The following is a 22,225-nucleotide window of genomic DNA, read 5'->3' on the forward strand; positions in this document are numbered from 1 at the left end:
GGTTAGAGCATTTGCGGGGTATCGCGTTGGGGTTCAAGAATCTGACGCACTATATCGCACGGTCGTTGCTGGAGACTGGCGGGTTTAGACCGCGATTACACTCTCAATCCTGAAGAGCCACCATAGGTCAGCCGGGGCCGGGCCGTGGGGGCCATCTTAATACCAGCTGTGTATCGGTCCGTTGCCCTTACCAGCCGCAAGCCGGCGAGGTACGGTGGGCGGCATCCCAGAACGCCACGGACCCCAAGGAGCTTGAACATGGCTAATGAGCAAGTACGCAAGGTAGTGGATATCGTCGATGACATCAAGATCGGCATGTTCACCACGCACGGGGCTGGCGGATTGCTCAGCCGCCCCTTGACGGTGGTGGAGGTCAAAGAAAACGGCGACCTGTGGTTCTTTTCCGCGGCCGATACCGACCTGGTGCGCGAAATCGAGGCGAACAGTGAAGTGAATGTCTGCTTCGCTGGATCGAAGAAGTGGGTTTCGGTCAGCGGACGCGCGCAGGTGGTACGAGAAGTCGCCAAGAAGAAGCAACTATGGAATTCCATGGTTGAAATTTTCGCCAGTGACGGCCCCGAATCGCCGAATACCGTTCTGGTACACGTGGCCTCGGATTCGGCCGAATACTGGGAGAACCCCGGAGGAGCCGCAAGTATCGTCACCAATTGGATCAAGGAAAAGATCTCCGGGGACGGGGAACACCCCGGGACGTCGAATACAGTACAGCTGTAGCCGCAGCCACGTGCGGTGAACAGGAAGCGACCCCTGAACCAGACCAGCCCTCTAGTTCAGGGGGGCGAACGGTGTCCGGGGGAGCGGTGACTATTCCTCGTGGCCCTGATCCCGGCTCATGGAGCCCTCCGCCGGCGGGGTTTCCCCGGGAGGTACCCCTCCTCCGGGTTCCAGCCCGGTGATGTTCTGCTCCAACGGATCGGTCTTGTCGTTATCGGAGCTCTGAGCTGTCTTGTCCTGGATATCCTTGTCCATCCTGTTTACCTCGCATCGCCTGGTCTCTGGCGTAGACCACGCTAGGATGCGCGGGGCCGGGCGGCAATGGGTAGACGATACTCACAGGATGCGCGGACGGTTCCCGGTGGCGAGCGCTGCGAATCCGTCGCTCAGTTCCCGAGCTTGCCGCCCAGCCGGTCACGCATCCCGGTACTGGCCTCGTTCAGCCCGTGGATTTCGACCCGCTTGCCGTACTTCCCGTACTTGTCGATGACCGAGTCCAAGGCGGCGCTGGTGGAGGCATCCCAGATATGCGAGGCGGACATGTCGATGATGACCTGCTCGGGGTCCTCAGCGTAGTCGAACTGTGTGTAAAGGTCATTGGAGGAGGCGAAGAACAACTCCCCGTTAACGGTGTAGACCGCCACCTGGCCATCCACCCCACCGGTGACACTGCGCTTGACGGTGACGAAATGTGCCACCCGGTTGGCAAAGAGCACCATCGCGGTCAGCACGCCCAGCCCCACGCCGATCGCCAGGTTGTTGGTGGCGACGGTGAACACCACGGTGACAACCATGACCGCGGTTTCGCTCTTGGGCATCATCTTCAGGGTGGAGGGACGAATACTGTGCCAGTTGAAGGTCGTCAGTGACACGAAGATCATCACTGCAACCAGCGCGGCCATCGGGATCTGCGCCACCACATCGCCAAGCACCACGGCCAGCAGCAGCATGAAGATCCCGGCAAACGCGGTGGATATCCGGGTACGGCCGCCCGAGGCCTTGACCCCGATCATTGTCTGCCCGATCATGGCGCAACCGCAGATGCCGCCGAAGAAGCCGGTGACGATATTCGCCGCACCCTGCCCCCAGGATTCACGCGTCTTGTTCGAACCGGTGTCCGTGATGTCATCCACCAGCTTGGCGGTCAGCAACGACTCCAGCAGTCCAACAAAGGCCACCGCCAGCGCGTAGGGGAATATCACCTGCAGGGTATCGAAGGACAACGGCACATCGGGGACCAGGAAACTGGGCAGCGAATCAGGCAATTCGCCCTTGTCACCTACCGTAGGGACAGTGATCTTGGCGAACACGGTCACCAGCGTCAGGACCACGATCGCCACCAAGGGAGCCGGGATCGCTCCGGTCAGCTTCGGAAACAGGTACACGATGGCCAGCCCGAGCACTACCAGCGGATAGACCACCCACGGCACATCGGTCAGCTCGGGCATCTGGGAGAGGAAAATCAGAATCGCCAAGGCGTTCACGAAGCCGATCATCACCTGGCGGGGTATGAACCGCATGAGCTTGGCGACCCCCAGAACCGCTAATACCACCTGGATCAGTCCTGCCAGGATCACCGCCGCCAACAGGTAGTCCACCCCGTGGCTGCGAACCAGCGGGGCCACCACCAGGGCCACCGCTCCGGCCGCAGCGGAAATCATCGCCGGGCGTCCACCGGTAAACGCGATGACCACGGACATGGTGAAGGAAGCGAAGATACCCACCCGAGGATCCACCCCGGCAATGATCGAAAAGGCGATCACCTCGGGGATCAGCGCCAGCGAGACCACCAGCCCGGCCAGCAGTTCCGTTTTCAGAAGTCGCGGGGAGCGCAGGGTGCGTAACACCGACTGGCGTTCCGTTGGTGTCAGCGCGGTGGTGGGCATGGAATCTCCGATCAAACCGGGCCAGGGGAAAACCGGTAGGAATTAGGGGGTGAACGAATCCACGCTATCGTAATTTCCCGCTTCCCTTCATCGGTTACGCACTGGGGAGTATCAAACGGGCCGGCGTGCCGACCCGGTACGGTAGCCAAAAATCATGGTTATCCACAACCTTTGGGGATAACCATGTTGATAAGTGGGATTCCGGGGATCACAGTCCCGCAATACGGGCGCGTTCCAAGGCCTCGGTGCCGTCGGCGGCTCCCAGTTTCCGGTACAGACCACGCAACTGGGTCTTAACGGTGTTTTCCGACCGGTACGTTCTTGTGGCCATTTGCTTGCGGGTGAGCCCTTCGCGCAACAGCTGCAGCAACTCGATTTCACGTTCGGTGAGTGCCGGCATAGCCTGGGCGACAGGCAGGGCATCACTCACAATGGCGATCCGCTGCCGGGATTCCTGCTCCAAATCCAGAAGGTCGGCTACGGAGGACCAGCCGGGAATCGTGGACAGCAGGAACAGTGCGAGCAACTGGCCGTGTGACCCATGCAGTTGCTGGAGCTGTTCCAGATGTGCGGACGTGGGCCCGTGGGGGCAGCGCGCGGCCAATTCCAGATAGTGGTAGAGGGCGAGGGAACGCTGCGAGGCCGGCTTGTTCCGGGATAACTCAAGCAGCACCAGCGCACGGTCATGTTGGCCGGCGCGCAGGGCCACCAAGGCCCGGAGCTCGGCGGCCTGGAGATCTTCCGCAGGTTCGGTCTCGGCCCCTTGCCCGGCGAGGACCAATAACTGCAGTGACTGCTCGACCAGCTCCGCGGACATGCTCGATTGGGCATAGACCCGTTCGACAACGAGCCGATCCAGTAGCTGCGCGAATTCATGGGTTGTGCCGGTTAACACGGCATGGAAAGCCAGCAACCTGGTGTGTACTGCCCAGAACTCATCGCTGTCGGTTTCCGGCGGTAGTTCGGCCAATTCGGCCCGGAAAGCCGGCAAGTCCAAGGCATGCAGGGCCAATTCGGCGCGTGCCAGCATCGCACCGCGGCCCACCATCGCCTGCCCCCATCCCACGCGGGACACCGATTCCCGGTGTTTCGCCAGCCACTGTTGGGCTCCGCGGATGTCGCCTTGGCGGGTACATAGCAGTGCCAGCCGTCCGGTGGAATCGGCGATCTGGAAGTCCGAGCCTGATTCCTCGGAGGCGCGGTACGCGGCAGTATAGGCCCATTTCGCCTCGGTGTCGTTCCCATGCAGTTCCAGTGATATCCCGCTGTGGAGCTCGACAGCAGAGATCAGCTTCGAACTGACCTTCCGCGCGTTACTGACGGTGCGTGCTGCCGTGCGAAGCCGGATGGCGGCATCCGCCGAGCGCTCGTACAACCCCGCCAGACGGAGGTAGCTGATTTCCAGCAGTCCGATCGTCAGGGCTCGTGGTGTGGGGCGCCGGTACAGCTTCGCGGTTTGCTCGGCCAGCCGTTGGGCGGCGCGGTCGGCTTCGTAGTTGGGGGCGATGGTGGGAAACGGCAGCACCATCCGGTCGGTACCCATCGCTGCGACGATGCGTGTGCCAACCCACAAGTAGTTCGACTGGTTGATGATGAATTCGGGAATTTGTCCCAGATAGCTTCGTAGGGCCCGCGGATTCGAGACGAACAGGTCAATCCAGCGTTCCATCAGCAGGTGGTTGAGCGCGCCCCAGCTACGCCGATGCAGTGCCTTGTCCACGGCCCGCTGGACACTGTGTGTTGCAGCGACGGTCTCCAACCCCCGCAGCTCTAGTTCCGAGGCTTTAGCGGCATCGTCGAACCTCACCTGCTCAGCCAGGGCACGACGGACCAACTCGGGCATGAACCAGCCGTTCTTCCCGTCGGAACGGATGAGACCGCTTTCCGCCAGGTCGTCGAAGCTGAAATTCACTTCCCCCAGATGGGTGTAGTAGGCATCGGCCACATTCCGTTCCATGACGGGCAGGAAAGCAGCCTGGCGGAATGCCTCGGCATGGGGATGTTGGGCCAGCCACCGGTATAGCCCGGCGCGAGTCGTCTGATAGGCACTGGGCAGGTTTTCCAGCGGACCGTTTTGCGCCCGGGCCGGGCCCAGCCACCCGCCGGTTTCCAGGTAAATCTCCTGTGCCCGGTTCCTATCGCACTCCAGCGAATCGTAAAGCTCGTCGACCGTGAGTAGCAGGTCCAGCTGGCGGGCCAGCAGGCAATCGAACCGAGCCACAAGTAGCCAGGCAGATTCGGAGGCGTTGATGATGACAGCCAGGCGTAAGTCCTGGTCGTCTTGCAGACGGGCAGCGACCTCATCCAGTTTCTGTGTCAGGTTGATGCCCGGTCCGGACAAATCGAGGACTTCTCCGTGGTGTCCATTGAGCCAGCTGCGGGCGAAAAATTGACGTCCGGTGCCACAGGCAGCGGTAATGATCAACAGGCGGGGGGCGGTGCCGTGCAGTTCCAGAAAGCGCTGCAAGGTCGGATGGCTGTGAAGCAGCACTGGTTTTGCAGGTGAGCTTTCGGATAAGGATTCCTGCACGCTGTTGCTCCTTCCCCAACGAGGCTCGCGTGGATTTGGTTGAACGTCTATCTGACCACCAAGAATTCATGGCCGACATTGGCCATGGGTATATCCTACTTGACCATTTGGCTGATCAAGTGGGGTTTGGGTCACACCCGGGATCGCCTATGGGCCCGGATTTCCTGGATCTCCTGTAGCAGATGGAGGCATGAAAGAACCCCGCCGACAAGGTCGGCGGGGTTCTAACGATCATCACTCGCACCCTCAATGAGGTTGTTTATAACACTAATCGGCTTGTCTGTGTTTGGGCTGGGTGTAGCCCCGGGATACGCCGATGATCCGTGACTCGCCCGTTGCCGAATCTTGACCTAGAAAGGTGGTCATGGTTCTGACGGCTTCCATACAATTAACTATGGTGATTTTCGGCGCTTGTGACTCTTGTGTGGGTGTCTGGACACCTTGAAAATGCGAACACGCCGTTCCCCGTATAGGTTTTAAAGCGTCTAAACAACAAAACCAAATACACAGGTGAACGGCGTGCAAAAATCAACTCTATGGCGTTCCATGCTCGGTGTCGAGAAGAACACGATCATCGAACGCGTTCAGGAGCATGAGTCCGCGGATGGGACGAGCTATGTGATCGCCCATGCCCGCCCCACGAGGAAGCTCAAACCCCGGTGCGGGATCTGCCACAGCAGGTCCCCACGCTACGACCACGGCCAGGGACGGCGCCGCTGGCGGGCGCTGGATCTGGGATCAGTGTGCGTCTGGCTGGAAGCAGCCGCTCCCAGGGTGAAGTGCCCAGTCCATGGGATCACCGTGGCCTCTGTGCCCTGGGCGCGTCATGGGGCAGGACACACCCGGTTCTTCGATGAGCACGTCGCCTGGCTGGCCACCCAGTGTTCCAAGAGCGCGGTCACGCAGCTGATGCGTGTGGCGTGGAAGACTGTCGGGGCGATCATCGCCCGGGTTTGGGCCGACACAGAGGCGAGCATCGACTTGTTTGCTGGGCTCAAGCGGATCGGGATCGATGAGATCAGCTATAAGAAGGGGCACAAGTACCTGACCGTGGTGGTCTGTCATGACAGCGGACGGCTGGTCTGGGCCGGGGTGGGACGCACTAAGGATACCTTGCGCAGCTTTTTTGACCAGCTCGAGACCTCCGGTGAGGGCCGGTGCGCTATGATCACCCATGTCAGTGCGGACGGTACTGACTGGATCGGGGATGTGGTCGCTGAGAAGTGTCAGCACGCGGTGCGTGCCGCGGACCCGTTCCACGTGGTTAGCTGGGCCACCGACGCGTTGGACGCGGTGCGCAGAGCAGTGTGGAACCAGGCCCGCTACGAAGCGCAGCGTGAACCCAAACCCGGGCGGGGCCGCCCGGCCAAGAACGCGCCACAGCGTCCGGCCAGTCAGCGGGCTAAACAACTCAAAGGCGCCCGGCACGCATTGTGGAAGAACCCTGAGAACCTGAGCGAGAATCAGGCAACGAAGCTGGCCTGGATCGCCAAGTCCAGTCCGCTACTCCACCGGGCCTACCCGCTCAAGGAGGGCCTGCGGGTGGTATTTCAGCTGGAACTGGAAGAGGCCACCGCGGCGTTGGAGCGGTGGATCGCGTGGGCCAGACGGTGCCGGATCGATGCGTTCGTCAAACTCCAACGAAGGATCGTCAAGCACAAGGAAAGGATTCTGGCCTCGATTGAGCACCGTCTAACCAACGGTCGGATTGAATCTATGAACACCAAGATCCGATTGATCACCCGGATGGCATTCGGATTCAGATCCCCACGGGCATTGATATCGATGGCAATGCTCAGCTTAGGCGGACACCGCCCACAGCTCCCGGGCCGGATCTAACCCACACAAAGGTCAGAAGGGCCTGATTTTCTTGATTCGTACGCTGATCTATTTCGCCACATCAGCGTTGGGTTTGTTGGCGGCAACGTGGTTGTTGCCCGATTTTAGGATGCAGTTGCAGGGGTTCGTTATTGCGGTGGTGGTTTTCTCCATCACCCAATCCGTGTTCACCCCGTTTATTGCCCGGATGACCAACAGGTACGCGCCCGCGGCCTTGGGTGGCATTGGATTGCTTTCCACCTGGGTATCGTTGTTCCTTGCCAATTTGTTGCCCGGTGGGCTGACGATTACCGGGTGGCGCACCTGGGTCTTGGCGGCCCTGGTGGTGTGGATGTCCTCCACGCTCGCCGCATGGTTGTTGCCGATGTTCCTTTTGAAGAAGCGGTTGGCCGCACGAAAGGAGCGTCCCGCCACTGGCATCGCGTCAGCATGAACGTAGGGGTAACGAAGGCCTGGCCTCAGCCGGCAGGGCACGTGCCTGTCTTGTCAGCGTGCTAAGACCCGCGGTTAACGAAAGGGCTCCCGTTGGTAATCCAACGGGAGCCCTTCGATCATCACTCGCACCTTCAAGGAGGTGTCTACGACATTACCGGCGCTCTCTGTGCCTGTGCTGAGTCTGGCCTTGCAATTGCCCGACGGTATCGGTAGTGGCGGTGACGTAAGGTAAAAACATGGTGGAGCAACGCGGTGTGATTCTCAGTGGCGCGCTGGCGCAGAAGGTGGTCGACACCGTCGAGGCGACCATCAACAACAACGTCAACGTGATGAACGAGCACGGCAGCATCATCGCCTCCAGCGACCCGCAGCGCATCGGGACGCACCATGCCGGCAGCCTTGAAGCGGTCCGGGCGCAAAAAATGGTGAGCATCCACTCCGCGGATGCTCAGGCCGGAACCCTGCCCGGTGTCAACGCCCCACTGCGCTTCCAGGGCCGGATCTGCGGGGTGGTTGGGGTAACCGGTGCCCCGCATGAGGTGGCGGCGTTGGCGGACCTGATCGTGCTGACCGTGGAATTGCTGATCAGCCAGGAGCAGGCCCATGACCGTTCCAGCCGGTTGGAACTGGAGGCGCGGGAGATCATCTCGGCCTTGCTGGCAGGAAGCATCGACCCGGAACAACTGCTGCAACGCCTGGAGGACATTGGATTGTCCGCTCCGTGGACACTGACCCTCTCCCATACCGCTACAGCGTCCGGTGCGACCAACCCACCGGTCACCGCAGGATCCGGTCAGGGAGGTATCTGGCTCCAATCGCGTGACACCCGGTGGACGGTGAAAGCCGGCCCGCACCCTGGCCCGGACAGCGCCGGCCCCACGACCCGGCAGCTGCAATTACCTGCCCGTCAGAATACCGGGTTGTTGTTGGGGGACGCGGAAATCCTGCAGGTCCTGTCCACCAGGCCGACCCTGCTCCCGGCTCCAGGACAGCACGGGCAATGGAATATGGACTGCGCGGTGGCAGTGGCCCGCTGCCCGCAGCGGAGCCTGCCGGTCACCGCCGGACCGGCCGCGGAACTGAACCAGGACCAGTTCGCCACCCTGGCCGTGCTGTCCACCAGCACCTCGATGAGCGGCGCCTGCACCCTCTTGCATGTCCACCGCAACACCCTGATACAGCGCATCGAGCGGATCCGGGAACTGACGGGCATGGACCCGCGCCACCCGGGAGAACTGTTCCGCCTGCTCACCGCCTGCTACGCGCGTGTCGCCTTGGGCGAACTGCACATGACCTAGCGGGTCCGGGGCGCAAACTATGGGCATCCGCTCATGGTGGGCGCGGTCACCGGCCCATAGCATGGAATGGTGTCGTCATTCAATGAAATAAACCCAGCCGGACTGGCCGTGGCCATCGTCCCGGATTCCTTCAAGGGCAGCGTACCTGCCAGCGGTGTTGCCGAGGCCATGAAGCTGGGGGTGCAGGCCGCCGCCCGGGCCGCCAACCGCCCGGTGGATGTGCGGACCATGCCCTTCGCCGATGGAGGCGAAGGAACCCTGGATGCCATCCTGGCCGCCTGGGAAGTCCCGGCCCGGGAACTGGAAACCACCGATGCCATAGGCCGGCCGATCACTGCACGTTTCGGGCTTTCCCCGCAAGGCGATATCGCGGTCATCGAAGCCGCCGAGGCCAACGGTCTACCCGCGGTCAGCGACGTGCCCCTGCGGCCACTGGAAGCCACCAGCTACGGGGTCGGCGCCATCATCAGCCGGGCCCTGGATGCCGGGGTGCAGCAGATCGTGCTGTGTATCGGAGGATCGGCCACCACCGATGGCGGAACCGGGCTCTTCAAGGCCCTGGGTGCGCGGTTCCTCGACGCCCGGGGCGGGCAACTACCGGACGGTGGGGGAGCGCTCCGGGATCTGGAAACGATCGACCTCAGCGGCGTGGATCCGCGGATCCACGAGGTCACCTGGCGGATCGCCTGCGATGTCACTAACCCGCTAACCGGCCCTTCGGGAGCGGCCGCGGTGTTCGGCCCGCAAAAGGGTGCAGATCCTGGGCAGGTGGAGATCCTGGAGGCGGGGCTGGGCCGGTTGGCGCAGGTGCTGGTCCGGGAGACGGGCAGGGATATCGCCCAGGTAGCCGGTATGGGTGCCGCAGGCGGGCTGGCCAGCTGCCTGGCCGCCACCTGTGCCGTGGAACTGGTTCCCGGGTGGGAACTGGTCGCCGATGTACTCGGGATCCACCGGATCCTTGCCGACGCGGACCTGGTATTGACCGGCGAGGGACGGCTGGATACCCAGTCGCTGGCCGGGAAGGTCGTCAACGGCGTGCGCCTGGCCAGCCCGCACACCGCGGATGTCATCGTGATCGCCGGATCGGTCCAACTTGAGGAAAACCAGATCGAACAGGCCGGGCTGTTGGCCGCCTACTCCATCGCCCCGGGACCCGCCAGCCTGGAAGAGCTCAGCGGCAATGCCAGCGGGCTGATCCGGGCCACCAGCTACAACGTGATGCGCACTTATCTCGCTAGTCGCTGAATTCTCGGCAGGTTGTGCGCGACACCCCGGTGGCACCGAGCCCGACCCGGCGCCGAGGGTGGCCCCTTCGTCGATGGAACTCAACGGTTCTTCGTCACGCCGATCATCGGCGGTATCATCTTGACGCTTGTCCTGGTGGCTATAGCCGATCTTCTACTCGTTGTGATTCAACGAGCTCTCACACCGAGGGCCATCTCAAGGCACAACGCATGAGCATCCTGGACCTGGTGAACCACTGGTTTAGACAACCAACAACCTGGAGCGGTCCCGAATCGATTCCTACGCAGGTTGCTGAACATCTCTTCTACAGTTTTCTTGCGCTCATAGTTGCGGCGGTTATTGCCAAACCGCTCGGGTTGCACTTCGGGTACGCATGCAAAGGCGAAATTGTCGTCTTGACAAAGGCCAATTCCATTCGTGCCTGCCAACATTTGTTGTCATCGCTTCCGGCATCGGTCTGCTTCCACCACTGATTGCCCTCGTCATGCTCGCCGTCCCGCCAATGTTGGTCAACGCATTCGAAGGCGTCAAAGCAGTCGATCCCACAATCGTTGACCCAGCCGAGGGCGTAGGAATGACCGGCCGCTCAGGGCTGTGGACAGTCGACCTGCCGGAGGCGCTACCGTTCGTACTCCTCCGAATCCGACTAGCGGCAATTCAAATGGTCTCCGCCGCGACCATCGCCTCCTACGTCGGTCTCGGGGGACTGGGCAGAGTCATATTCGATGGCATGGGCCGCAGGGATTTCGGTCAGGTGCAGGCGGTTCTGTAGTCATCACCGTCGTTGCGATCGGAAATGAGATCGCATTTATTGTTTTCGCCGCCCTTGTTACTTCCCTGAGGACTACCACGAGACGCGTCCTCGGATCAGCCGCCCTGTCGAATACCTAAACAGAAAGGAAACCATGATGAGCACCAAGAAAGCGATGGCCCCAACAGTCTTGTCGGTTCTCCCCCCCAGCAGTGCATACAGCCTGCAGAGCCGGCGATCCGTACCACCCTCCCTTTCCCTGGACACGAATGGACAGACCATTGTGGTCGGTTCCGCAAATTTCAGCGAGAACATACTGCTTGGTGAAATGTATGCCAAGGCACTCGATAACCAAGGGTTCAATGTTGATCGAAAACTGAACAATGGCGCGCGAGAGGTACTTTATTCGCAGGTCGAAAACTGCACCCTTGTTGTGGTCTCTGAATACAACCAGACGCTTTTGGCTTTTATTGCTCCGGACGAAGTGGTTTCGGGCACTGCGGAAGTCGATGCCGCCGTAACGCACAAAACCTTTCCGAATCCCGACTCCTCGTCCTCGGGGATGAACACGATCCCGAGTGTGTCCAGCGCTGTACGGAGCTTCTACTGCTGCGGCTCCTTGAACTGGCGTCTGCCATCTTCGAAATCTTTGATGAGATCCCTGCCGGTTCCGCTCTTCGTGCTCAAATGCTTCGCTAACACCTGGAAGAGAATACGTGCCGCAGGGGCTTGAGCGGGGTCAAGTATCGGGTTGTTGAGGCTCATAGGGCCTACCCTGCTAAGAACCGTGGAAAAGGGGAAGATCCTCCCAGCCTTTATCCAACAATCTTTGCCCCCACAGCTACCGCCAACGATCTAGCCGTGACTAAGGCCTTTCCCGGCCGAGGACCTGTTTAGTCGTCGCGCTGAAAGTCTTGATTTCCGTGACGTAGGTTCCCTTGCGTTTGCCGGGACGGCGCACCGCAATTATGGCATCGCGTTTGGAAACGTCCATTCCAGCAGCACGCTGGTGAACGATGTCCACGGCCTTTTCGTCTTCTCCCAACCAACTCATAAATGCCCTGTCAGTGTTGGAAGTCAAGGCGGGCCAAGGAGTAAAGCATTGAAATCTAGTACTCGTGCTCTAAGCAATATTCCACGGTTCTCGTGAAGACTCACACGTCAAGCTATAGGCCGGGCTCGATGTCACCATGCGCTAACCGACGTGTCTCAACTACCAACAACTTTAGGATGCGCTCGTTGGTGTCGCTGGACAAGGGGTGGTGCTGGTGGATGAGTTGCGCAAAAAATTCTCTGTATTCCTCGGAACGGGCGGAGCCCCTTGGCTAGCAACAGGCCATACTTCGTGGTTAAAACGCCGATAATGATCTGGAGTTCATCGGTGGATCAAGGCTTAGGCGGTGGCGGCGTCTTCTTCGCGGAGGGTGACCCCCGACTCCAACAGTACCTGCACAGTGCCGGTATAGTGCTTGCGCAGCAGCCGCTCGAGTTCGGCGGCATCCCGTGCCAGAGCGGCATCGAGCATCTGCTGGTGTTCGGCTTCCACATCGCGCTTGATCGCTGCTGTGGAGGGTGCTGCCCAACGCCGGTAGAGCTCAGTTGAATTCGCGAGGTCCGCCGATAGCTTCAGCATCGGGGCACACTCACAGGGGGCCAACAGGGCATGGTGGAATTCGCGGTGCACCTGCGCCCATTCGGGGTTCAGCACATCGGGCTCCTCGGGCAAGCGTCGTGGGGTGCGGGCAAGTCGGTGGTGCACCGCGATGAGCTCCGACTCCCAAGCGACATCGCCCCGCTCGACGGCTAGCCGGGCAGCCAGTGCTTCAGTCACGCAGCGTAGTTCGGTGATGTCCGCCAGTTCCTGCAATTCCAACTCCGGGACAAAGAAGCCCCGGTTAGGTTTGATGTTGACCAGCCCTTCCCCTGCCAGCCGCGTCAAGCTTTCGCGGATGACGGTAGTGCTGGTCTCGAACTGCGTGGCCAGGGTCGGCGGCTGCAAGCGGTCACCGGGCTTCCAATGGCCCTCTAGGATGTGGCGGCGGATGCCATCAACGGAATGTGCAGATGCCTTGGCCACTGTAATCTCCTCATTGGAAGGGGGGTAGGGTTACGCTCCCAATAGTAGGCCGACTCATTGGGTATTCTCGGTTTTTGTGTCGAAAATCGGAATATTCTTCTCCCGTCACACTCGTGTGGCGAAAGATTCGAAGAGGCCCGAATTCTTCTCCCGTAGTGCCTGTAGCAGTTGCTTTCTGCCGCGTAGAGGCGCCATCCCGGCCACGGTGCTGGTGGAAAAGCGCTGCGCCAGATGCGGGGGAGCCAGGCGCTCGCCGGGCATCCAGGCGCCGTCGAGGATGGCCTCGCGGATGCCTGAGAGCGCGGCTTCGGCCGGCTTAGCCATGGCTTGGCTGCTTGGCCGTCCCGAAGCCGGCCAGCACGGTGGCCTTGGAACTCAGCTGCCCGAGCAGCGTGCCGCGGTCCTTGGATGGTGCAATGCCTGCGACATAGTAGTCCGGGCGGATCAGCAGCACGGTTCCGGTGGCGGCATCGAAGACGCGGGAGGTGTCGGTGGCGGTGAGGGTGCTGCCGTCCTGTCTGGTGAAGACCAGCTGGTGGCCGGCAGCCACCTCGATGGTGTTCCAGCCTGGCGCCAGCAGGTCGTCGAGCGCGGTGGCCGCGCCGTTGGCGTCCACCTCGGGCTGCGGGAGCATGCGCCCGACGAAGTCCTGGGCCAGGTGCGGCACCCCGGGCAGCGGGGCGAGGACGGTGCCGCTGGTGTAGTGCGGCTGCTTGAGGAAGCGCATGCCGGTCAGCCAGCGGTTCAACGGCGGAATGATCCGGGTGCCGACGACCACCGCGTCGCGGATCCGGGTGATCACCGGGTTGGTGTTCATGACCACCCAGCCGATGCGCTTGGAGAGCTTGACCATCTCGGCAGCGTGCGGGCGGCGTTCGGTTTCGTAGTCGTCGATGATCGATTCCTCGGCCTCGCCGGCGATGACGGCTGCCAAGCGCCAGGAAATGGCGGCGGCATCGCGGATGCCGGCGTTCAGGCCCTGCCCGGCGAAGGGCGGCATCAGGTGCGCGGCGTCGCCGGCGAGCAGCACCCGGTGCTCGCGGTAGCGTTCGGCGATGCGCTGGTGCGCGGTGTAGACGGCGGCGCGGCGGATGGTCACCGTCTCGGTGTCCTGGAACTCGGAAATCAGCTGCGCGATGGAGGCCGGCGAAGTCATCTGCTCGCCGTCCTCATGGTCGAAGAGCATGAACTCGTAGCGGCGGCGGCCATTCACCCCGGGGACCACCACGGCCGGGCGCTGCCCATTGCAGTGGAAAGAGGCGAAGGGCTCCGGGTTGCCGGGAACGTCCAGCAGGTCCACCACGATCCAGCGTTCGGTCTGGGTGGAGCCTTGCAGGCCGATGCCCAGTTCGCGGCGGGTGAAGGACTTGCCGCCATCGCAGGCCAGCACCCACTTGGCCTTGAATTCCAGTGCGGTTTCGCTGCCTTGGGCGGCTGCGTAGGGATCGTGGCCGGCGTCGCCGATCTTTGCGCCGTTGAAGCCGGTGGTGGCCTCGCCGGTGCGGGTGGCGTGCACGATGACGTGGTCCTCATGCTGCACGATCGAGGTGGCCGCGGTGGCGTAGTGCAGGGCCAGGTTCTGCCGCAGGGCGGCCGCCTCGTAGAGCAGGCCTTCGAGGATCGGCTGGTCGAACTGGCTCTTGCCGGGCTGGCCCAGGCGCGGGTTGCCCGGGCGCACGTCGGCAATGACCTTGCCGCCCAAGCCGAAGTAGCGGGCACCGGTATCCATGAGCATCTGCGGGCCCAGCTCATCCATGATCCCCAGGTGCGACATGATGCGCAGGGTCTCATCGGTGGCGCTGATGGCGCGCGGTTCGTCGCCGCTGCCCGGATTCTTCTCGATCAGCGCCACCTGCAGGCCGGAATCGGCCAGCAGGTTGGCGGCGGTCAGGCCCGTGGGGCCCGAACCGATGACCAGGACGTCGATTTCATGGGATTGTGCCACTGCCCGCTACTTCCTTGCTTGCGTTCGTGCTTCTGTCGGGTGGTGCGAGGCTAGGCGCTGGCGCCAGCGGTTGCCTGCGCGCCGGCAAGCAGCGAGGCTTCGTCGGCCACGGTGTTGCGCAGGATGCCCAAGCCGGTGATCTCGACCTCGACCACGTCGCCGTGGTTGATCAGGCCGTCCGGGCCGTAGAACAGGCCCACGCCGCCCGGGGTGCCGGTGACGATCACGTCGCCCGGGTTCAGCTTGGTGAAGCCGGTGACGTAGTTGATCAGGGTCGGGATGTCGAAGACCAGGTTGGCGACTGGCGCCTGCTGGCGCACTTCGCCGTTGACGCGGGTTTCGAGCACCGCGGTGGTGATGTCGCCCAGGTCGGCTGCCGGCACCAGGTAGGGTCCGAAACCGCCGGTGCCCGGGAAGTTCTTGCCCGGGATCCACTGGCTGGCGGCTTTCTGCCAGTCGCGGACGGAGAAATCGTTGTAGCAGGCGTAGCCGGCGATGTGGTCCCAGGCGTCTTCCTTCTCGACGTGGAAGGCTTCCTTGGAGATCACCAGCGCCATTTCGCCCTCGTAGTCGAACTTGGTGGTGGTGGTCGGCTTCACCGCTGGGGCCAGGTGGCCCATCTGCGAATCGGCGAAGCGGGTGAACACGGTCGGCGCGGTCTGCCCGGTCTTGCCCGACTCTTCCTGGTGGGCCAGGTAGTTCACGCCGATGCAGATGATCTTGCCCGGGTTGGTGACCGAGGGCAGGAATTCGATGTCGGCCTCGGCGATGGTCGGTGCGCCGGAAAGATCCAGCTGGGTGCCGAAGATGCCCTTCTCGATGGCGTCGCGGGTGCTGGCCGCGAGGTTCTTGCCCGAGGGGCCCAGGTCGTGGACGGTGCCGTCGATGGACACTCCCCAGGTCTCGGTGCCGTCTGCTGCCTTGAAGGATACGTACTGCATGGTGGTGTTGCCTTTCGAAAAGTGTTCGCGATGCGTTGCGGGTTAGATGAAGGTCTTCAGTTCGGTGACGGTCGGGATGCCGAAGGTGCGGAAGTCCTCGGTGCGGCGGTTGGACCACATGTTCCACCAGTTCTCGTCTTCACCCCAGATGATCGGGTCGCGCTCGTCGTCGTAGATCTGTTCCAGGTCGGTGTAGAGCTCCACTACGGCGCCGGAGGTCTCCACGTAGTAGGCGGCGATGTTGTGCCCGGCGCCGTGGCGGACCGGGCCCCAGATCAGTTCGCGGCCGGCTGCGCCCAGGCGGTCGCCGAGCTTGGCCAGGTCGCCGATGGACTGGACCTGCCAGGCGTGGTGGTGGAAGGTGCCCTGGCCCTTGATCAGCGCGATGCCGTGGTGATCCGGGTTGCAGCGCATGAAGTAGGCGAAGTCGTCGCCGATGACATCCGAGAGGCGGAAGTCGAAGATGCGGCGCAGGAATTCCATCATTCCCTTCACGTCGCGCGGGTGGAAGTTGATGTGGCCGTAGCGATCCGGACCGAAGGAGAGCAGGCCGCGGTCGTTGTGCTGCATGCCGGTGTACACCTCGAAGATCCAGCCTTCGGGGCCGATGAATGAGAAGCCGTCCTGGACGCCCAGGGATACCGGGGTTTCGGAGACGATTTTGAAGTTCTCGTCGGCCACGCGCTTGCGGATCTCGCGCAACGCGTCGCCGTTCTGGGCGATCAGGCCCAGCGAGTGGATGCCGTTGACCTCGGACTCGACGTAGGTCAGCTCGTGGTGCACCGAGTTGGCGGCGAGGTAGACCTCGTTGCCGGTGCGTTCGGTGACGCGCAGGCCGAGCAGCTGCGTGGCGTCGAAGATGGATCCTTCGATGTCATTGGTCTGGATGGACACGTGGCCCATTTCCCTGATTAATCCCCAAGCCATGGTGGATCCCTTCTGCTGGCAATAAAAATATTGTGATCTAGATAATTAGATTATTTACTTTAAGTTAGATTGTCCAGTGTTACTGCGAAAGAAATTTGCGCGCCCGTCCGCGCGAACCGGGGGTCCGCGCAGACGGGCGCGCAAATACTTAGGCCAGCACCTGGCGCTTGGCCGCGAAACGCCGGTCGATCTCGCGTTGGACCAAACCGGATTCGGTGAGCGCGGTCAGCGACTGGACGCCTGGCGCATGCAGCGGCAGGCTCTCTCCGGAGTCGCTGGCGGCGCGTCCGGTGCGGATGAACGCTCCGAGCGCACCGCCAAGCTGGGCGGCCGCGGCGCTGAACGTTTCCTCGGTGATGCCATCGAGCATCGGCGCATCATGCCATGCCTGGCGGTTGCCGAAGAGGAATGGCAACTCGAAGCAGTGCGCCGACCCGGCCTTGGGCAGCGGGGAGCTGAGCTCGAAGCCGAGCAGCTGGACGCTGGCACCCTGCGCAACGGCCTGATCAGCGAATTCCACAGCGTAGAGCTGGATCTGGTGCAGGGTCATGGCCCTGGCCATCAGCTGCTTGGCCGTGGCCTCGGGCGCCTCGGCGGCCAGCGCTTCGAACACGCCCTGCGGCTGCGCGAAGTTGCCGGCGGTGAAGCCGCGCACCGCATCGACGCTGAACGCCTGCTCCGGAGCCATGCCGATAAAGGCATTGGCCTCATCGGCGGTGTAGGAGACCAGCACTTCGGGCACGTGCAGCCGGGCGGCTGCCTGGCTGGCGTCGAACAGGTCTGCCGGAACCGCGTCGTCGGCGCTCGGGTAGAGGCCGAGTCCGCGGCCTGCCCACGCCTTGGCCAGCGCGCCACCGGCAGCCAGCAGCTGCTCGGTGCTGGCCTGCTCCAAGCTGGTGCCATCCAGGGCACTGGCGATGACCTCATTGCGCTCATCGGCCATGGCCTGGCTCATGGGCGGCTGGTAGGACAGCGAGCCGAGGTACAGGCGCTGGAACAAGCCGCGAGCTTCATCGAGCTGTGCCAGCACAAAGGCCCAGAAAGCCCCGGCGGACTGGCCGGCCAGCGTGGTTTCCTGCGGATTGCCGCCGAACTGGGCGATGTTGCGCTGCACCCACTGCAAAGCCAGCAGCAGCTCTTCGACCGGCAGGTTGCCGCCGCCCACCGACTGGCGATGGGCCAGCAGGCCGACGCGGTAGTTGACCACGACGACCACGCAGTTCTGCGCTTGCGCGAAATGCTGCGCGTCGTACCAGCGCACCGTGCCGGCGCCGGAAACGAATCCGCCGCCGGGAAGGAAGACCATCACCGGAAGACCGCTGGCCTGCTCGGGTGCGAACACCGCGAGCTGGAAGGCGTCTTCGCTCTGCGGCAGTTCCTGCAGGGCCGGACCCAGCAGCCAATCCAGCGAACCGGGGGTCTGCGGGAAGATGACTGGTTGCGCCTCGGCAAGCCCGGTGATTTCACTGAGCTTGCCGAAGCGGCCTGCGCTGCGCTGCGCGTAGCGGTAAACCCCCATGCCTAGCGGATTTCCGTGTACTGCGACGGGTCCACTGCGCGGGTGATGTTCCAGTACTCGACGATGGGGTAAGGCCAGATCTGCGAGACGCGGCCGAACTTGTTCTTGTACCAGGTATGCACCTCCGGGTGGCCCCAGGCCTTCTGGGCATTCGCGGCATCAAGGTCCGCCACGAACTCATCCAGCACGTCCTGCTTCAAATCCAGGGCCTTCAGGTCCTTTTCCAGCACGATGTTCAGCGCGTCCAGGATGTAGGTCAGGCCGTACTCGATCATCGAGAACAGCGAGCCGTTGACCACGTGGCCGGTATTCGGGCCGGAAACGATGAACAGGTTCGGGAAGCCGGGCACGGTGGCGCCGGCATAGGCGGTGGCGTTGCCGGCCCAGTACTCATGCAGGTCCTGGCCTTTGCGGCCGGTGATGCGCAATGGCTCGAGGAATTCGGAGGCCTGGAAGCCGGTGGCGTAGATGATGACATCCAGCTCGTGCAGGGTGCCGTCGCCATCGATGATCCCGGCTTCGGTCATTTCGCTCATGCCTGAGGTGATCAGGGTGGTCTGCGGCTTTTTCAGGCTCTTGGCCCAGACGCCGTTGTCGCGCAGCATGCGCTTGCCTCCCACGATGTAGTCGGGGGTGACCTTCGCCAGCAGATCCGGGCGGTCTGCGTACTGTTCCTTGAGCATTTCGGTCAGCTGCTGGCGCACGCGCTCGTTGATCGCTGAAACCGAGCCTTCCTTGGTCCAGTTAGGGTCCGCGGAGGTGGTGTGCTGGCGGCCCTCGACGCCGAGCCAATGCTGCCAGAAGCGCAGCCACTGGCCGTATTGCGGCAGGTGCTCCACTAGCCAGGCCACGGATTCGGGCATGTCCTCGTAGTAGAACGGGGTGGGCAGCATCCATGGGGAGGAGCGCTGGAAGACCTTGAGCTCCGAGACCTCATCCACGATAGCTGGAACGATCTGGTAAGCGCTGGCGCCGGTGCCGATCACTGCCACCTTCTTGCCTGCCAGCTCGATGCCCGGCTTCCATTCGGCCGAGTGCACATGGATGCCGGCAAACTTGTCATGGCCGGGGGTGTCTGGGAACTTCGGACGGTCCAGCTGTCCCACTGCCGAAAGCACGGCGTTAAAGCGGCGTTCCTGCACCTGGCCGCCGTCCACGATCATGGACAGAACCCAGCGGCCGTCTTCTTCATCCCAGGTCGCGGACAGCACTTCGGTGCCCATCTGGATGTTCTGCGTGATGCCGGCGCGTTCTGCCACGTCGCGGGTGTACTTGTGGATCTCGGCGCCTTCAGAGAACTGCTGGGGCCAGTCATCGCGCTGCGCGAAGGAGAACGAGTAGGCGTAGTTGGGGGTGTCGAGGCGCACGCCTGGGTAGGTGTTCTTCCACCAGGTGCCGCCGACTTCGTGGCCCTTCTCGAAGACGGTGTAGTCGAGTCCTGCCTGCTTCAGTCGGTAGGCGGCAGCCATGCCGGCCACGCCCGAGCCGATGACCGCCACGGTGAAGTCGCGGGTCGGGGCCACTTGGTCCTTGGTGAAGGCCGGTGCGCCGCTGACTTCTGGAACCAGCGCCATGTCGTGCTTGAGCATCTCGTGGTAATCGCTGGTGGCCTGATTGGTGATCCAGTCAAGGATCGTGGTGGCCTGTTCATCATCCAGGGTGCCTACCGAGGTGATCTTCTCGTCGCGGACCTTGCGCAGCGCTTCGAAGGCCAGCTCCCGGGCTGCCTCCTGCGCCGCGGCATCCATGCCGCCGTGCGGCTGGCCAACGGTGTCAACCGGTGGCTGTGGCGGGCGCAGTTCATCGCGAAGGATCGAGTAATCGCCGGTTGTCGCGGCCAGGGCCACCATCAGCGGCGGCAGCTCGGTGCTTGCGACGATCTGGCGCAGCTGATCGTCGCTTTCGGTGATCGCCGAGTAGTTGTCACGCCAGTACAGGTCATCTACCTGTTTAGGGGTGGCGGTCTCGATCAGTGATTCGCTCATTGGTTACTCCTAGCAAGTCATTTCGGGCCGTGCGCGGCAGGGGCCGGCAGACGCGTATGTAACCAGTGTCACCGCCAAGTTATGCATAAGTCAACTAAAAATGTATTCTTTACCGAGTTTGGTATGATCTAGGTCATGGCGAAACGCACCGATTCAGAGACGATGTCCAAGCACATCCGCGACACCCTGCGCGCCGACATTCTGGACGGGCGTTGGGAACCTGGTGCCCGGCTTCAGCTCACGCATCTTTCCGAGCATTACGAAACCTCCAGCACGGTCATCCGTGAAGCGCTGACCCGTCTGGTGGGTGACAGGCTGGTCACCCTTCGCCCTAATAAGGGTTTCTTTGTGCCCGAGCTTTCGCTGGCAGAACTGACCGACATCGTGGAGATGCGTTGCATCAACGAGCAACTGGCAATCTCACTGGGCTTCGAGCGGGCCCCGTTGGAGTGGGAGAGCGAACTCATGGCCGCACACCACACCCTGGAGCGCACCCCGCGCCGTTCGAATGAAGACCCGGACAACCACACCCCGCAATGGAATCATGCGCACCAAGCCTTTCACGACAAGCTCGTCGAAGCCTGCGGAGTTCCACTGCTAACCGAGATGACGCGAACGCTGTCGGATCTCATCCAGCTCTACGGGCGCTGGGCCGGGCCGGCAACTCGTGATGCCAAGCGCGATCTGGATAAGGAGCACCGCGACATCCTGAATGCGGCTTTGGACCGCGATGCCGACTTGGCCGGGCGGCTGCTGCGTGCGCACTACGAAACCACGCTCAGTGCCGTCAAGAACGGCGGCGAGGTGGGCTTGGCCTGCCTGCCGCACGTGAAAGCGCTGAAATAAAGCGCTGCTTGCCGCACCTTCGGGCGTCCCCATGGGGACGCCCGATTTCTAGTACGCCCAGCATGGGCATTTACTTGGAGGTGAAAGTCCTCTGGCCGAGAAGGTGGTTTAAGGCCTAGCCAACGGCAACTGCGTCACCGTGAGGTGGGGTGGGAAGGAAGCCGGAGGCAAAATCCTGCACTGAGGAACACGAATCACATAGAAGGCATGTTTGCCGGGGTAAGCCAGCTAGAGATGGTGAAGCCCGTCCCACCGGTTTTGTTCCATCAACAAACGGCAGATGTGTAAATGTGGCAGGCGCAGGAGGAAAGTGGATGTTCTTATCTGGGGAGGTCTGTCCCGGTGCATCACCAACGTTAGTTGGTGGGGCGTTCTTGTCCGTGAGGGTGGGATTGATGGGGCAGAAGTCAGCAGAGGTCATAGTACCTGCCATGGAATTCACTTCGGGTGTGGAGCCCGAAGGTAAGCCCGAGACCCGTTGTGGTCGATGACGGTGGTAGGGAAGGGCTGAACGCTGAGAATTGAATATTTGACTCTTTGAGAGCCAGCGTTATTGCGGTTCAGAGCCAGCTGCCGTCATCGGCATTATTCTCCTTGAGAGCCACCCAATATTTTGGTTCAAAGCCACCCTGCGCCAGTATGTTCGGTGGACGCAGAGCCAATACGCAAACGATAATCCAGCTTCATGGTGAAGGGATGACGGAACGTTCCGGTGCTTCCGACCGAGGCCTCTTCAAGAGCTCTGTCGCCAAGCCTCAACGTCAGTTTGGAACTGCCAGCGTTACGAAGGACCCGGGAAGATCTCACGGGCCTGGGGAAGGAACGGGTTTACCGACTATCGTTTCCGGGCCACAGTGTGCCCACAAGCGTGCTAGGGCAGGTCGGCTGGGCTCTCCGATGGGTAAGGAGTCGGCCACGGCCAGCAGGGCGGCGCCCCGGGCTACGGTCGGCTTGACTTGTCCTGTTAGCACTGGGCTATAAGGGCACTTCACGCGCCGAGTACGTCTGGTGGCCGCACCATCAGGGTTCTTGACTCCCGTAGGACCCATTGCAAACGCAATGCTCTCCGAGCGGGCCGTCAGCACTGATTCGCGCTTGTAAAGGGACTCTTCAGAAATAAGGGTGTAACCAGCTGAACTCAACACCTCGGATCCCGGGCGTGTCACCAATGCAGCAAAAAGTCGAGGCCTTCGCGAAGAATGGAAGTTACCACACAACCTTCTTCGAAAGACCTCGACAGTGCACGAGTCTACCTTTACCGCACCG

At 62.1% G+C, this 22,225-nt stretch carries 19 protein-coding genes; 9 read left to right on the top strand and 10 right to left on the bottom strand.

Annotated features, from left to right (window positions below; all coding sequences use genetic code 11):
* Window positions 1-258: 258 nt before the first annotated feature.
* Window positions 259-735: a pyridoxamine 5'-phosphate oxidase family protein gene (locus OK351_RS17690; protein WP_265161730.1), complete on the top strand. Its 477-nt coding sequence runs from the start codon at window positions 259-261 to the stop codon at window positions 733-735.
* Between the two features lie 90 nt (window positions 736-825).
* Here the strand turns inward: OK351_RS17690 and OK351_RS18000 are convergent, their stop codons facing one another.
* The 3 genes from OK351_RS18000 to OK351_RS17705 form a co-directional block, all read right to left on the bottom strand.
* Complete coding sequence (locus OK351_RS18000) at window positions 826-1,038, bottom strand: DUF6480 family protein (RefSeq protein ID WP_371931492.1); 213 nt, start codon at window positions 1,036-1,038, stop codon at window positions 826-828.
* 83 nt (window positions 1,039-1,121) lie between these two features.
* Window positions 1,122-2,621, bottom strand: coding sequence for a SulP family inorganic anion transporter (locus OK351_RS17700; RefSeq protein WP_265161733.1), 1,500 nt, complete (start codon window positions 2,619-2,621; stop codon window positions 1,122-1,124).
* 208 nt (window positions 2,622-2,829) lie between these two features.
* Window positions 2,830-5,151, bottom strand: a complete 2,322-nt coding sequence (locus tag OK351_RS17705) for a helix-turn-helix transcriptional regulator (RefSeq protein WP_265161736.1) — start codon at window positions 5,149-5,151, stop codon at window positions 2,830-2,832.
* A gap of 519 nt (window positions 5,152-5,670) precedes the next feature.
* Between OK351_RS17705 and OK351_RS17710 the strand changes: the two genes are divergently transcribed.
* The 7 genes from OK351_RS17710 (at window position 5,671) to OK351_RS17735 (ending at window position 11,452) form a co-directional block, all read left to right on the top strand.
* On the top strand, window positions 5,671-6,990 hold the full coding sequence (locus tag OK351_RS17710) for an ISL3 family transposase (protein WP_265161739.1): 1,320 nt from the start codon (window positions 5,671-5,673) through the stop codon (window positions 6,988-6,990).
* Between the two features lie 31 nt (window positions 6,991-7,021).
* Window positions 7,022-7,423 carry a phage holin family protein gene (locus OK351_RS17715; protein WP_265161742.1) on the top strand — a complete coding sequence of 134 codons (402 nt, stop codon included), beginning with the start codon at window positions 7,022-7,024 and terminating at the stop codon, window positions 7,421-7,423.
* Between the two features lie 238 nt (window positions 7,424-7,661).
* A complete protein-coding gene (locus OK351_RS17720; RefSeq protein WP_265161744.1) occupies window positions 7,662-8,723 on the top strand; it encodes a sugar diacid recognition domain-containing protein in 1,062 nt (353 codons plus the stop codon).
* A 69-nt stretch (window positions 8,724-8,792) separates the two neighbouring features.
* Window positions 8,793-9,968 (top strand): glycerate kinase family protein, encoded by a 1,176-nt coding sequence (locus OK351_RS17725; protein WP_265161746.1) that lies wholly within the window; start codon window positions 8,793-8,795, stop codon window positions 9,966-9,968.
* A 209-nt stretch (window positions 9,969-10,177) separates the two neighbouring features.
* Window positions 10,178-10,441: a hypothetical protein gene (locus OK351_RS17730; RefSeq protein ID WP_265161747.1), complete on the top strand. Its 264-nt coding sequence runs from the start codon at window positions 10,178-10,180 to the stop codon at window positions 10,439-10,441.
* The gene (locus OK351_RS18005) at window positions 10,342-10,740 is read left to right on the top strand and encodes an ABC transporter permease (protein ID WP_371931491.1); all 399 of its coding nucleotides are present in this window, start codon (window positions 10,342-10,344) and stop codon (window positions 10,738-10,740) included. Before OK351_RS17730 ends, OK351_RS18005 begins: the two co-directional genes overlap by 100 nt.
* A gap of 133 nt (window positions 10,741-10,873) precedes the next feature.
* On the top strand, window positions 10,874-11,452 hold the full coding sequence (locus tag OK351_RS17735; RefSeq protein ID WP_265161748.1) for a glycine betaine ABC transporter substrate-binding protein: 579 nt from the start codon (window positions 10,874-10,876) through the stop codon (window positions 11,450-11,452).
* A 660-nt stretch (window positions 11,453-12,112) separates the two neighbouring features.
* On the opposite strand, the gene OK351_RS17740 is transcribed toward OK351_RS17735, so the two are convergent.
* From OK351_RS17740 to OK351_RS17770, 7 genes are all read right to left on the bottom strand, one after another.
* Window positions 12,113-12,796, bottom strand: coding sequence for a GntR family transcriptional regulator (locus OK351_RS17740; RefSeq protein ID WP_265161749.1), 684 nt, complete (start codon window positions 12,794-12,796; stop codon window positions 12,113-12,115).
* Window positions 12,797-12,901: 105 nt separating this feature from the next.
* Window positions 12,902-13,120, bottom strand: coding sequence for a hypothetical protein (locus OK351_RS17745; protein WP_265161751.1), 219 nt, complete (start codon window positions 13,118-13,120; stop codon window positions 12,902-12,904).
* Window positions 13,113-14,741: an FAD-dependent monooxygenase gene (locus OK351_RS17750; protein ID WP_265161753.1), complete on the bottom strand. Its 1,629-nt coding sequence runs from the start codon at window positions 14,739-14,741 to the stop codon at window positions 13,113-13,115. Before OK351_RS17750 ends, OK351_RS17745 begins: the two co-directional genes overlap by 8 nt.
* Before the next feature lie 50 nt (window positions 14,742-14,791).
* Entirely contained in the window at window positions 14,792-15,682 is an 891-nt protein-coding gene (locus OK351_RS17755) for a fumarylacetoacetate hydrolase family protein (protein WP_265161754.1), read from the bottom strand.
* A gap of 42 nt (window positions 15,683-15,724) precedes the next feature.
* Window positions 15,725-16,609 (bottom strand): VOC family protein, encoded by an 885-nt coding sequence (locus OK351_RS17760; RefSeq protein WP_265161755.1) that lies wholly within the window; start codon window positions 16,607-16,609, stop codon window positions 15,725-15,727.
* A gap of 148 nt (window positions 16,610-16,757) precedes the next feature.
* Window positions 16,758-18,128: a carboxylesterase family protein gene (locus OK351_RS17765; RefSeq protein ID WP_265161757.1), complete on the bottom strand. Its 1,371-nt coding sequence runs from the start codon at window positions 18,126-18,128 to the stop codon at window positions 16,758-16,760.
* Between the two features lie 2 nt (window positions 18,129-18,130).
* Window positions 18,131-20,113 (bottom strand): flavin-containing monooxygenase, encoded by a 1,983-nt coding sequence (locus OK351_RS17770; RefSeq protein ID WP_265161758.1) that lies wholly within the window; start codon window positions 20,111-20,113, stop codon window positions 18,131-18,133.
* Between the two features lie 135 nt (window positions 20,114-20,248).
* Here OK351_RS17770 and OK351_RS17775 point away from each other — a divergent pair, with 135 nt between their 5' ends.
* Window positions 20,249-20,959 (top strand): GntR family transcriptional regulator, encoded by a 711-nt coding sequence (locus OK351_RS17775; protein ID WP_265161759.1) that lies wholly within the window; start codon window positions 20,249-20,251, stop codon window positions 20,957-20,959.
* Window positions 20,960-22,225: the final 1,266 nt, after the last annotated feature.

Source organism: Glutamicibacter sp. MNS18, assembly GCF_026107515.2.
Taxonomy (GTDB): Bacteria; Actinomycetota; Actinomycetes; order Actinomycetales; family Micrococcaceae; genus Glutamicibacter.

What these genes read in the sequence shown, in the direction of transcription:
- OK351_RS17690 (WP_265161730.1), top strand. Translation starts at nt 259, where the DNA reads ATGGCTAATGAGCAAGTACGCAAGGTAGTGGATATCGTCGATGACATC.
- OK351_RS17700 (WP_265161733.1), bottom strand. Translation starts at nt 2,621, where the DNA reads ATGCCCACCACCGCGCTGACACCAACGGAACGCCAGTCGGTGTTACGC.
- OK351_RS17720 (WP_265161744.1), top strand. Translation starts at nt 7,662, where the DNA reads ATGGTGGAGCAACGCGGTGTGATTCTCAGTGGCGCGCTGGCGCAGAAG.
- OK351_RS17730 (WP_265161747.1), top strand. Translation starts at nt 10,178, where the DNA reads ATGAGCATCCTGGACCTGGTGAACCACTGGTTTAGACAACCAACAACC.
- OK351_RS18005 (WP_371931491.1), top strand. Translation starts at nt 10,342, where the DNA reads ATGCAAAGGCGAAATTGTCGTCTTGACAAAGGCCAATTCCATTCGTGC.
- OK351_RS17735 (WP_265161748.1), top strand. Translation starts at nt 10,874, where the DNA reads ATGATGAGCACCAAGAAAGCGATGGCCCCAACAGTCTTGTCGGTTCTC.
- OK351_RS17745 (WP_265161751.1), bottom strand. Translation starts at nt 13,120, where the DNA reads ATGGCTAAGCCGGCCGAAGCCGCGCTCTCAGGCATCCGCGAGGCCATC.
- OK351_RS17755 (WP_265161754.1), bottom strand. Translation starts at nt 15,682, where the DNA reads ATGCAGTACGTATCCTTCAAGGCAGCAGACGGCACCGAGACCTGGGGA.
- OK351_RS17760 (WP_265161755.1), bottom strand. Translation starts at nt 16,609, where the DNA reads ATGGCTTGGGGATTAATCAGGGAAATGGGCCACGTGTCCATCCAGACC.
- OK351_RS17765 (WP_265161757.1), bottom strand. Translation starts at nt 18,128, where the DNA reads ATGGGGGTTTACCGCTACGCGCAGCGCAGCGCAGGCCGCTTCGGCAAG.
- OK351_RS17770 (WP_265161758.1), bottom strand. Translation starts at nt 20,113, where the DNA reads ATGAGCGAATCACTGATCGAGACCGCCACCCCTAAACAGGTAGATGAC.
- OK351_RS17775 (WP_265161759.1), top strand. Translation starts at nt 20,249, where the DNA reads ATGGCGAAACGCACCGATTCAGAGACGATGTCCAAGCACATCCGCGAC.